This is a genomic window from Cohnella mopanensis (assembly GCF_022352055.1).
GTDB classification, from domain to species: domain Bacteria; phylum Bacillota; class Bacilli; order Paenibacillales; family Paenibacillaceae; genus Cohnella; species Cohnella mopanensis.
The window spans coordinates 83407-95782 of sequence record NZ_JAKRWM010000015.1 but is presented as its reverse complement, the minus strand read 5'-3'; the positions used below and the strand labels follow the sequence as shown (position 1 = coordinate 95782).

Here is a 12376-nt window from a genome sequence, read left to right as displayed (position 1 = left end):
ATCTTGAGTATAGAAGAAAGGCCTTGTCATTGTTATATGTCAAACCTTAGATTCGTCTTTGAATAGTTGAGATTTGACTTAGAATACTTCTTTTTTTTGAACGATCGGCAACCGGAGCGTAATCCGCGTTCCTTTATGTCGTTCGCTGGCGATTGCGAAGCTGAACGATTCACCGTAACAGATTTTGAGACGGGTAATGACATTTTTCATGCCTATGGAGTCGCCCATGGCTGCATCTTCTTCGAAGTAGCGGTAAAGCTCATCGATCTTCTCTTGTTCGATGCCCACGCCATTGTCCGAGATGATGAACACAATCTCATCCTGCTCTTGCGCAATTTGAATCGTAATATAACCAATGCCAGGTATGTTCTCGATGCCGTGAATACTCGCATTTTCCACGAAGGGCAAGAATGCCATCTTAGGAATTTCAATGTCCATGACGGATTGAGCAACCTCGATATGATACTCGAGCTTGCTGTCGAACCGATACTTCTGTATTTCCAGGAAGCACTCGATTAACTCCAGTTCCTCGCGAATCGTCACGAAACTTCGCTTCCATAGGATAGACTTCCGGAAGATTGTCGCCATATTCTGAATCGTCTTGGCTGTCTGAGATTCACCCTTCATCTGACTACGCATCCGGATCGTCTCGAGTGAATTAAACAAGAAATGAGGGTTGATCTGACTATGTAGCGCATGCAGCTGGGCTTGTCTCTGCCGCAGCTCCAGCTCCTTCTTCTGAATTTCTACCACATAGACATCATTGATTAAGTTCTCGATCCGCGAGCTCATGCGATTGAATTCGACGGCAAGCTCGCCTACTTCATCTCGTTCCCGATGATATGGAATTCGTTCGAAGTCTTTGCCCTTAATCGATTTCATGTGCCGGAGAATATTCTGAATGCGCGAATGGATCGAACGCGAGAGTATGAGGATGACAATTGTCGGAACCAGGAAGTTAATCCCGGCGAACCACAGGATGAACTGACCGGATTGCCTGACGTCGTACAAGATTTTCTCTTCATCAAGAACGCCGTATACTTTCCAGTTTCCCAAATAACGACTCGATTGATAGGGCTTGGTAATCACGATCGGCTTGTCGGGTTTCGGAATATCATGGAGCGCCAGCGTCTGGTCAGCAGTGATCCCCTCGCTGGGTTGACCGTTCGCCAGACGACCATAGCGCGCTTGATCATCGGGATCGATCAGGTAGAAATCGCCTGTAAAGGCAGACAAGTTTATAACCTGATTAATATAGTTCGTGTTCAGGTCGATTTTGACCACATTCTCGTAAGCCTCATAACGTGGATCCGACAGCTTTTGAATTACGCTGATCCTGTCGTGCGTCACATACAGATGGGGATATGTACGGCTGTAATTTTTACTTTGTCGATACCAGTCCGTGTTTCGTATTTCATCTTCGAGTTTGATAATATGACTCGAGGCTAGAATGGTCGGATTATCGCTCATGATCGTAATGGAGCTGATCGTTTTGTCTTCCATTTCACCGCGATTGAATATACTCGATATGCTCTTAAGCGACGCTACGTAGTTTTCATTCGATGTATGTTCGATATTCAGGTGATTGTTAAGCTGACTGTCAATCGAATACAGATAAGCAATGCCTGCAGCATCGTCAATCAAAGCTCCGATTTTGGATTGCAATAGCGTAATCGCTTCTTCTGCATCGGCCGTCTTCTGGTTCTTAATGTTGATTGTTGTTACATGATAGAACGTCACGTTGGTCAGCACAATCGGCAAGAACACACAGATGACATAGATCAGAATGAGCTTGCTTCGCAGCTTCAAGTTGTTAAATCCAAAGGTAAGCATGACGGCCCTCCTCATTGTTCGATCATCCGATTCCGATATTCGGTAGGCGTCATCTTCTCAAGCTTCTCAAATTGTGCGGCAAAATAATCCGCGTTCTGGAATCCGACCTGCTCCGCGATCTCATACATGCGCTTTTTGGTTTGCCGCAGCAGCCGCTTGGCCTCTTCAATCCGCAGCGAGAGCAGGTATTCATTGAAGTACATACCGTATTTTTTGCGGAACAGCTGTCCAAGATAGATCGGGTTCATCTGGAAATCGGCGGCGATGCCCTTCAGATAGATGTTTTCTCTATAGTGGCCGTCGATATATTTTTTCACTTTTTCAATATTGCCTTCGCCTTTCTCTCCTCGTTTCTCCGCAATATACTCGGCAGCTTCCTCCAGGAAATTCAGGAATACCTGCTTCAGCTGGTCGAGATTACGGTATTTGGTCTGCCAGTTGAGCAACTCCTCCAAGGAGGCCAGCTCCTTCTCATCTCCTGCCAGTTGGCGGATCATATTGATCGTCGCGATCATAATTCGACGTACGGTATTCGCAACTGCGCCCGGAGCGAAATACCGCTCCTGAAAAGCAGTGAAAATGGCGTCAATCCCGCTTGTGTAACCTTCCTTGTGATAGCTCTCAATCCCGTACATCAGCTTGCTGTGCAGTTCTTCATCAACATCGAAATAGTATAAGGGCAGCTCTAGCAGCACCGTTGCCATGAATACGCCGTTAAAGCCTGCGGCAAAACGATAATTCAAGCATTCGTCAGCGCTGACTCGGGAATGAACGATCTTACCCAAGTGATCGACCTTATGGCCTGCGAACAAAGCGACTTTCGTGGCAAGCCCTCTCTCCAGATATTGATGCAGCCTCATGCAGCCTATCCGCTGATCATCGATTCGCTCCTCATGCTTTTGCGCGGGGACGATAAATCCATATTGATTGTGTTCGCGTACATGAATGAGAAGCGGTTGTTCTTCTAGTCGGTAATACCGCTTGAGAAGCGTTAGTAATTGGGGCATGTAGTCTACTTCATGATGTGCCAGCTTATCCTGTACTTCAGCAATGATATAGATATAAGAGGAGGCGATGGGAAGCTCAAGCGTTTTCGCAATGAGGGTCATCACCTGCTCGTCGGGTTCGGCCTGGATCAAGCTTTCGATGATCATCTCGACAAGCGGTTTTTCCCTTGTCATCGATAGGAGCTGCTGCTGATTCAGCGTAACCGCGATATGCTTCAAGGTAGAGGTAAGCTCCTGTTCATTGACCGGTTTCAGAATATAGTCCGACACATTGTAACGGAACGCTTGCTGCGCGTAAGAAAAATCGGGATACCCGCTTAAAATGATAAATACCGGCTGATGCTCTCCCTGTTCATTGACTTGGCGGATGAGCTCCAGGCCATCAAGCACAGGCATTCGTATATCTACGATCACGAGATCCGGGGTTAATTGCTTAATGAGGTTCAATGCTTCAACGCCGTTCTCAGCTTCGCCGCATATCTCAAATTGCAGCGACGACCAATCAAGCAGGTTAATTAACCCTTTGCGTACGAAAATCTCGTCATCGACGATCAGTACCTTATGCATCTGCCTTCCTCCTAGAGAGTGCTTCATTATGATCGGTGAATGTAAAATACATTTTGTATTGTCCGGTTAAAAAAGTAAAGATAATTGCATTGTTTCAACATACCGGCGATTTCAACTATGAAAGCGCAGACAATTTGTATGCGAATGTGTTTCGAACCTATCTTGCTTCGGTAGAATAAAGAATCGACCCATGGCAAGTTGCCGGCAGTCTGCATTCGTTGAACCGGATAGCGGATGGATCAGCGGATTTCGACAGCAAAAAGCCGAGATCAAAGTCGCTGCTTTGATCTCGGCTTTCGTTCAATCGGTAACCGAATTAACGGTGTCTCGTGCCCGAGTGAGCAGGGAAGATCCGCTCTACAAGCGCGTTGAACTCGACTATTAAACCTTGAATCGGATGACCTGCTTTTACGTCGTGCGCATAACCTTCCATCCGCCCGGTAAAATCCGGATTGGCGGAGACGTAGACGTTCCCTACCGAAGGCGACAACGACTTGACATGGTCCGCGATCTTGTCCTTCACGGCATCCGTTACCGCGGAATGGCCCGTATTCGCTTTGTCTTCTTCCTTAACGGCAACATAGGCGTTATGATCGGTCATCATCACGTAAGCCGAGGAGATGCCTGGTATCGCCGCGATCTTGTCGGCGATTTTATCGCTCATCTCTATGCGTGAATTCCCATGCATGCCGATCACATTGTTATTTATTTTCCTTTCCCCGTACATCCGGTTCTGCGCATTGTCTTGATCGTTGGCAAAACGCATTTTGTTGTTAATCCCGTTACCCGTTACGTTATTGTAACCTCGGACGGAATTAGGTCGAATGTTCTTGTTACCTAAATCTCCCGTCTTTCCCATGCATCCCGTCAAAGCGATCACGGATGACAATAGGACGGAAGTGACAATCATTCCTTTACGCACGAGTATAATGCCCCCTTAAATTAGGAATGGATAAGCGTTATCCGCTATGCCATAGGGTGCACCTTGTGGATTGGAATTATTCGAGATGCGCAAGCTTGACTGAATGTTCACTTCAAAATAGCGCCTGCCGTCAACGCGTTCTCAATTTTTTCATTTCCGAGCATATATACGATGATCGTTGGTAAACTCGATAGAAGCATGGATGCTCCGATAAGCCCCCAGTCCGAAACGCCGACGCTAACGAAAAAATCAAGCAAACCGACGGTTAACGGGCGGAAGTCGTCTTTGGAAGCAATGACGAAGGCCAGCGGGAACTCGTTCCAAATACGCATGAAAAGCAGAACGCATTGCGTCACCAACGCAGGCATGATAATCGGGAGAATGATTTTCTGGAATGTTTGATATACGTTCGCGCCATCCATGCACGCAGCTTCTTCCAGCTCTTTGGGCAGGGAACGGAGAAAAGCGTATAGCATCAGAACGCAGGATGCGATCGCGAACCCGGAATACGGCAAAACGAGACCCAAGTAGCTATCCTTGATATGCAACAGTTTCACCAATTGAAATAGTGGAATTAAGACGACTTCAATGGGAACGATCAAACCCAAGGAAACATAAAACAGCGTCATCGCGCTAAATCGCCACTGCATTCGGCTTAAGCAATAGGCGAGCATGCTGCCTGCCGCCAACGTAACGACTATCGTTCCTATGGTATAAATGAAGCTGTTTTGGAGGTACTTAAAGAAATGATACTGTGACAACGCATCCCCGAAGTTTCCCCAATCCCAATTATGAGGGATGCCGTACGGATTACTATAAGCTTCGGCTTTAGACTTAAACGACATCGTGATCATCCAATATAAAGGAAACAAAAACGTGCAACTTATGAGAAGCCAAAAGACGCGGCTTATAGTTTTCATAACTCTCCCCCTAGAACTCTAATTTTTCTCTTGCAACGAATCGCTGAATGAGAAAGGAGATCAAGAGGCATTCCAGGATAAAGATAACCGCTATGGCCGTTCCTTTACCGAATTCAGACGTTCCAAAGGCTGTGTAATACATTTGATAGACGACCGTTCTAGACGTGTCGCCTGGGCCTCCGGCAGTCATAACTCGGACTTGCGCGTAAAAGGCCATGGAACCTAACGTGGACAGGATCAATACGTATTTGGTTATATCTTGTAGCAACGGAATCGTAATTCGAATGCATACTTGAACAAAGTTAGCACCGTCAATTAATGCCGCTTCATAGTAATTTTTGGGAATGGTCTTAATTCCCGCATAGAATAGCATGGCGTTCAATCCAATGTATTGCCATAGGAAGCTCAGTCCGATACTGGGCATCACCGTTTTACGTTCCGTTAACCATGAATGGGTCCAGGACTCAAGACCAATTGATTTCAGAATAGTATTGAATAGTCCCCAGTTAGGATCATAAAAGGACACCCAAATCTGCGAGACGACCGTTACCGACAAAATGGCGGGAAACATGGCCGACGTTTTGAAGATGCGCCGAAACCTCGGATTCTGTACATCCATGAACAGGGCCAGCATCAAGGAAAGAGGCAGCCCAATCAATACCGAAATTCCAACAATAAGGTACGTATTCTTATGGGCAAGCCAGAATGACGAAGAAGATAGCATATCCTTGTAGTTGTCTAGTCCGACAAACCCCAAATTTCGGAAGCCGTCATGATTATGCAAGCTCATCCATATTTCCGGAAACAGAGGATATACGCAAAAAACGGTGAATAACAGCAATGCCGGTGCAGCAAACACGAATATGGACATCTTGGTACTGTAATACTTGTTCATAGCGCTCTCCACCATTTATTTAATACTCATGCCCCCAAGGTATTGAGGGGCATGAGCTATTCCACCATTAAACGCCTATTTCTTATTGATTAAACCACGTATTTTGACTCCATACCTTCTGCATCGCCTCAATAAATTGATCAGTAGAATATTCGCCTGTCAACAAGCTTGCTCCTTGCGATCCCAACTCTGCAGATACCTTCGCGTCCAACGAGTTTAGTGCAAGAGAAGGAATTTTCGTAGGAATAGGATTGTACCAGTCAATGAATTTCTTCATAAGCGGACCTGGCTCCGGCGCCGCATCGCCCGTGTTCAATGACACCGGCGCACCTTTGGATTCAAAATATTTCGCATCCATCATCGCAAGGAATTCAGCTAGCTTGACCGCCTCCTCCGGATGTTTGGTCTTCGCGTTGACCGCGTATCCGTTCAAAGGAGAACCCCAGTACTGTACGTGTTTTGCAGAATCGTACTTATCGCTGGCGCTTGGGAACGGGAAGAAATCAACCGTATCGTCTTTCGCCAGATTCGGCAGTTCCCAAGTAAACATCATCAGCATGGCCGCTTTCTTCGAGGTAAACATCTCCATGGCCGGACCGTAGTCAAGATTGGCAATGCCTTTCGGGAAGAAGTCCGCCTTAACCAATTGCTCAATACGGGATGCGCCGGCCTTAACGGACGGATTGTTAAAGTCCGTTTTATTGCTCACAAGGTCTTCCATCGCTTGAGGGTCGCCGATTTGAACCATTTGTTGAAGCAAGAAAAGTTGCGGTCCCCAGCCTCCCTTACCAGGAGTAACCGCCGGCACCATGTCATTTGCGTTAAGTTTCTTCGATGCCTCGAGCAATTCGTCGAACGTTGTCGGAACTTTCACCCCCGCCTTCTCGAACATATCTTTATGATAGAAGATAACAGGCGTAAAGTAGGTGTCAGATCCGGAGGACAAGCTGTAAATCTTGCCGTCGATATGCTTCAACGCGCCGGGCACGTCGTACTTATCCAAGAATCCGTCCTTGGTAATGTATGGGGTCAAATCCATAATGCTGCCCGTATTGTTCAACGGAATGAAGAACCCCGCATCATCCCAGAATACGTCTGGCATATCACCGGAAGAGTTGTACGTTTTCAATTTGTTCGCCATGTCTTCGCCGCCGCCGCCAGGTTCGAATTCCACTTCCACATTCGGAAGCGCCTTGGCAACGTTGGGTTTGATATACTGCTCCATGATGTTATTGCGATTTTCATCCGTCGTAAGCGTTACGATTCTAAGCTTCACTTTCTCTCCGTTCCCTGTGTTGCTTGAACTCTGTTCCGTCGGGCTTGCCGTATTGCTTGCCGACGGATTGTCGTTATCCGATCCGCAAGCCGCTAAACTAAGAAGCATTGTGACTGCCATTGATGTAACGCTTAATACTTTCGCTTTCTTTTTCATTGATTGACCTCCCTGATCAAGTAACTGTTTTTAAGGTAGACTTCAGCTTTGTAAGCGTATTCAACCTTGATTTAATAGTACGGACTTTCCTTTTCCGATTACAGAGAATATTCTCAGTATGCAAGGAATATTGTCGGTCACAACTAAAAAACGACGCATGAAGCCTCTCAGATTACGAGTCTCCAAGCCCCGTTTAACGGGATTATGCTATTGGATATTTTTTATATACTGGCTGGGTGCGACCCCTATGTACTTTTTAAAGCATTTGCTAAAATAATTAGCATCTGCGTAACCGACCTGGCTCGCGACGTATTGAACACTTTGTATGCCTTGGTCGAGCATTTCCTTCGCTTTGGTGATGCGTAGTTCGGTCAAATATTCGTTGATCGTGACGAAGGTTTCCCTTTTGAACACATAGCAAAGGTGATTGTAATTCATATGCACATTCTTTGCGATATCCTCGATTCGCAGTTCCTCGTTTCCGTAATGGCCTTGAATATACAACTTTACCTCTTCCACCACTTTGACCGCCCTGGATTGTTTCTTGTCATGAACATGAGCCAACACTTTCAGAATAAAGGAACGAATCCAACTCTCTAGTTGGCTATAGGAGTCCATATTTTGGAATATATGAAAAATATCCGGTCGTGCCGTATCCTGGAAGATCCGGTAAAAGCTTTGCGACATTTCATCTAAAAATTCCAGACAAGTGGACACCATTTCAAGACCAGAAACAAGAAACATTTCCATTGAGGCATTCTTGGAAATCGCGTCCTGGAAAAATTCTGTGATCCATCCCTCTGTCTCGGACAGATTCCCGACCCGCAAACACATTAATAGACTACTTCTCCTTTCTAAGGAGAATAGACTGGCTTTCATCCCTGACTCAGAGATCATGGAATGAGAAATGACCTGATTCCCTCCCAATAAGAACCGATGTCTCAGGGCATAGATCGCTTCTTTGTAAGAAACGCTTATCGACTCAAGATCAAAATACCTATTGCCGATACCGATTGTTACCGTGCAAGCTAAATTCTTTTGGACCGATTTTCGAATTGATTCGCATAGCAACTCCATTTTGTCGCAAAGTCCCTCTTCAGTACCAATAATCATCACGAACCGATCGTTCGTATCATAACAGCTGGTAAACTGATAATCGACCGTAATAAATTCTTGAGCTATATCCTGAACGGCTAACTTGTAAATCTGCTTGTCCTCTTCGGAAACAAAATTTTCTATTGAATCAATGTCGACTACGACTACTAGATAGCTAAGGGCTTTCAAGTGAATGCCCAAATAATGTAACCTTTCCGTGGTATAGGAGGGAATTTTGACGTTAGGGCCTTGCAGCCATTCATTTAGCAATCGATCCTTCAAAACAGGTATATTCTCTTTTGCCTGCTTTTTCAGTGTGTTCAACTCTAGCCTTACGGATCGCTCCTTTTGGATCAGATCTTTTATTTCAAGTAAAGAGTCTTGAAGCTCCTTCTCGTCTATCGGCTTAAGCACGTAATTAAACACTCCGAGTTGCACAGCCTGTTTGGCATATGCAAATTCGCTTTGTCCGGTCAGTACGATAAATTTAGCGTCTCGCTCACTTCGAATGGCATTCTGAATAAACTCCATACCGTCCATAATGGGCATATTGATATCTACCAAGACAACGTCTGGCTCAATTTCAGACATTCGAGCAAGCGCTTCTTCTCCATTCTTCGCCTCACCCGCGATTTGAAAACCCAACTCCTCCCAAGGCAGCGTAACTTTCAATGCTTGTCTGAAATAATATTCATCGTCCACAACCAGTACTTTGTACATGTCATTCCTCCTGGGTTTGCATGAACGGCAGACGGATCATAACCTTAGTATAAGAACCTAGAATGCTTTCGGCCTTTAATCCGTATCTGTCTCCGTAAAGCATCCGAATTCGATTATGAACGCTTTTAGCTCCAAAGCTCACGCTTTCCTGGGATCTGTCGGACTCCAATACTATTCTCTTGATTTGCGCATCTTCCATCCCCACACCGTTATCGCAAATGACAATGATCACGTCATCACCGCAACGACTTCCGGTTATTCGCAGCAAACCCTTTTCCGTTTTTCGCTTCAATCCGTGGTAAATAGCATTTTCAACGATCGGCTGCAGCGTAAGCTTCGGGATGGAGCATTTCAGAATCTCATCATCGATAGCCATCGTATATTCCATATATTCCACATACCGCAATTGTTGGATTTCCAAATAACTTTCCGTTAACTGTATCTCTTCTTTTATCGAAATAAAATCGTTGCCTTTGCTTAACGAAATTTTATAAAAATCAGCCATATATTTCGCCGCAGCAATGGCTTCCGTTCTCATACCCAACTTGATAAGCGATATGATCGTTTCAACCGTATTGTACAAAAAATGAGGCTTAACCTGGGATTGCAGCAATTTGAACTCAACTTCCGACTTTGTCCTCTGCTTCTCTACATTCTCAGCCATCAGCGCTTCAATACGGTCCATTAAATTATTGAAGCCGTCGCTTAAATATCCGATCTCATCCTTCGATTGGTACGAACTTCTGACGTCCAACATTCCACTCCGAACATGTCTCATTGTCTTGGACAGTTGGAAGATAGGCCTTGTGATAGAACGCGAGAGCAGGAAGGAGAAAATAAGCGCGAGCAGTAAACATATAATGCCGATAAGCATAATATATTTATTTATTTCTTTCCGCTCCACGGTTATTTCATCAAGCGGTACAACACTTACAATCGACCATTGCAACGGTTCATAACGATTAATCGATACCAGCATCTTTTGGCTCCCAACATCTCTAATGTAGCTGGTATCCCCATCCTGCGAATCGGGAATCGAGATAGAGGTTACCTGGTTGAAATCCCGATACAATATTTCTTTATTTTGACTGGAAACGATCTTCCCGTATCGATCGAGAATGAAAAACTCGCCGCCCTTGTATTTAGGTTTCTTTTCGTAAATAGAGGAAATAACCGATTCCTTCACATATAAAACAACCAAACCTATGATTTTGCCGGTATCTTTATGGACCACCGTTTTAGACACGGCAAAAACATTGTCATCTCCTTCATAAATAAATTTGAAATTAATCAGTCCTGTCCAAAAGGGCCTATTGAAATGTGTATCGCTTGTAGGACTGTTACCGAATATTTTAGATACAAACTCGCTATCAGCGTTTCCTACATCGATCCATTGATGATTGGCAGTGAGAATACTTGCCCCTTTGATATTCGTATTTGGCTCTACGATGTTACTGATCACTTCAGAGAATGTCTTCTTCGTGGATAAACTATCCAATCCCTTAACTTTTCCTTGTTCAGAGAAGTCTTTATGCGCCAACAGATCGTTGTACAGTTCGTTCTGCAATCTATAATCCGTCGCCAATATTTTCGAATAATCCTCCACTGTCGATATTAACGTTCCTAAATTATTGTCAATCAAAATAAGTTCTCTCGACGAATCATTCATCGCTTTCTTGATAATGACGTTCTGTGAGACACGATTGGCGAAAAAAGCAAGTGTTGAAACGGATATGACAATGATCAAAATATTTGTAGTAAAGAGTTTATTTTTGATGGAGATCCCACTGAGATATTTTGAGAGTCCTTTCATTTTTTAAGTCTCCCTAGCATTTGAGCATAATTTTTTTAAATATGCTGGCGTAAATAGTCTCTAAACAATACCGGAAGTTGCCGGGTAATCCATCCGTAATCCTTACGAGACATCGACCAGTAATGCCGGTGGGCATCAATTCTAATGAAGTCCTCGCCTCTCGTATTGAAACTTATTTTACATATCAAATAGGAAGTTTTATATGTCAAACAATTGCGGCTTTATATCCGATTTTGATGTTATTATTGTTGCAAAGATGCTGTTTAGGAGGCTGACCTCGTGCAACCGATTCGTAAGACGTTTTTGCTCGATCCGATCTTTCCGTTCGATTTAGTCTTCAAAGGTATTCGCTACTCCGAGAATGAGCTTCCGGATCACTTGCACGACTTGTTTGAACTGGTGTACATTCACGAGGGTAAAGGCCTGTTCTTTATCGACAACGCCTTATACGAAAAAGGACCGGGCGACTTCTTCCTCATTCCTGGCAATACTGTTCACCGTGCATTTCCTTCAGCAGCCGAACCTATCGTTTCATCCGCTATATTTTTCGCGCCGTCTTTCGTCCAAACGGACTCGCTTGGCGATGGATACGAACCTCTCAGATGCTTTGAAATTGCACGAAAAAAGAAACAATATAAAATCGATTTATCCGAACCGGTCCGGCTAAAATTCGAAGCTGCAATCAACGCAATGATTAGCGAACACAAAGCAAAAGAACTCGGTTATCGTCATGTGCAACGGCTTCAATTGCAGCAATTATTGATAGAGTTAAGCCGACATCCGTTCACGAAAGAAACGTCCTCGCCTATCACCGGAATCGGTCCCCAATGGATCCGGAACGCTTTGCTTGACATTGACCGCGACCCTGTCGGATGCGGCGGACTCTCGGATATGTCTGACAAAGCTTGCATCAGTTCCGCCCACTTTTCGCGAGTCTTCAAGCAACTCACTGGCATGAATGTGACCGATTACGTGAACACCAAACGAATCGTCCTAGCAAAGGAATTGCTTCTCTCATCGGATGACAACATCGAAACGATAGCACTAGCCTGTGGCTTCCAGGGTATGCGACATTTTTATCAGACTTTTAAAGGAGTGACTGGACTAACCCCGAGATCATACCGTATTCAAGGCAAATGATTTCGGTATACGGTGGTATATAATGCAACATT

General features: G+C 44.8%; 9 protein-coding genes. 1 reads left to right on the top strand and 8 read right to left on the bottom strand.

Going from position 1 to position 12376, the window contains the following annotated elements; translation table 11 throughout:
• Positions 1 to 78: 78 nt before the first annotated feature.
• The 8 genes from L3D05_RS20920 to L3D05_RS20885 all read right to left on the bottom strand — a co-directional run bounded on the left by L3D05_RS20920 (position 79) and on the right by L3D05_RS20885 (position 11033).
• On the bottom strand, positions 79 to 1833 hold the full coding sequence (locus L3D05_RS20920; protein ID WP_239618277.1) for a sensor histidine kinase: 1755 nt from the start codon (positions 1831 to 1833) through the stop codon (positions 79 to 81).
• A gap of 11 nt (positions 1834 to 1844) precedes the next feature.
• A complete protein-coding gene (locus tag L3D05_RS20915; RefSeq protein WP_239618276.1) occupies positions 1845 to 3407 on the bottom strand; it encodes a response regulator in 1563 nt (520 codons plus the stop codon).
• Positions 3408 to 3723: 316 nt separating this feature from the next.
• On the bottom strand, positions 3724 to 4329 hold the full coding sequence (locus L3D05_RS20910) for a YhcN/YlaJ family sporulation lipoprotein (RefSeq protein ID WP_239618275.1): 606 nt from the start codon (positions 4327 to 4329) through the stop codon (positions 3724 to 3726).
• 107 nt (positions 4330 to 4436) lie between these two features.
• Positions 4437 to 5174 carry a carbohydrate ABC transporter permease gene (locus tag L3D05_RS20905; protein ID WP_239618274.1) on the bottom strand — a complete coding sequence of 246 codons (738 nt, stop codon included), beginning with the start codon at positions 5172 to 5174 and terminating at the stop codon, positions 4437 to 4439.
• An 85-nt stretch (positions 5175 to 5259) separates the two neighbouring features.
• Positions 5260 to 6144, bottom strand: a complete 885-nt coding sequence (locus L3D05_RS20900; RefSeq protein WP_239618273.1) for a carbohydrate ABC transporter permease — start codon at positions 6142 to 6144, stop codon at positions 5260 to 5262.
• An 82-nt stretch (positions 6145 to 6226) separates the two neighbouring features.
• Positions 6227 to 7576: an ABC transporter substrate-binding protein gene (locus L3D05_RS20895; RefSeq protein WP_239618272.1), complete on the bottom strand. Its 1350-nt coding sequence runs from the start codon at positions 7574 to 7576 to the stop codon at positions 6227 to 6229.
• 207 nt (positions 7577 to 7783) lie between these two features.
• The gene (locus L3D05_RS20890; RefSeq protein ID WP_239618271.1) at positions 7784 to 9391 is read right to left on the bottom strand and encodes a response regulator; all 1608 of its coding nucleotides are present in this window, start codon (positions 9389 to 9391) and stop codon (positions 7784 to 7786) included.
• A gap of 1 nt (position 9392) precedes the next feature.
• Positions 9393 to 11033, bottom strand: a complete 1641-nt coding sequence (locus tag L3D05_RS20885) for a sensor histidine kinase (RefSeq protein WP_239618270.1) — start codon at positions 11031 to 11033, stop codon at positions 9393 to 9395.
• Between the two features lie 450 nt (positions 11034 to 11483).
• Between L3D05_RS20885 and L3D05_RS20875 the strand changes: the two genes are divergently transcribed.
• The gene (locus L3D05_RS20875) at positions 11484 to 12344 is read left to right on the top strand and encodes an AraC family transcriptional regulator (RefSeq protein WP_239618269.1); all 861 of its coding nucleotides are present in this window, start codon (positions 11484 to 11486) and stop codon (positions 12342 to 12344) included.
• Positions 12345 to 12376 lie beyond the last annotated feature (32 nt).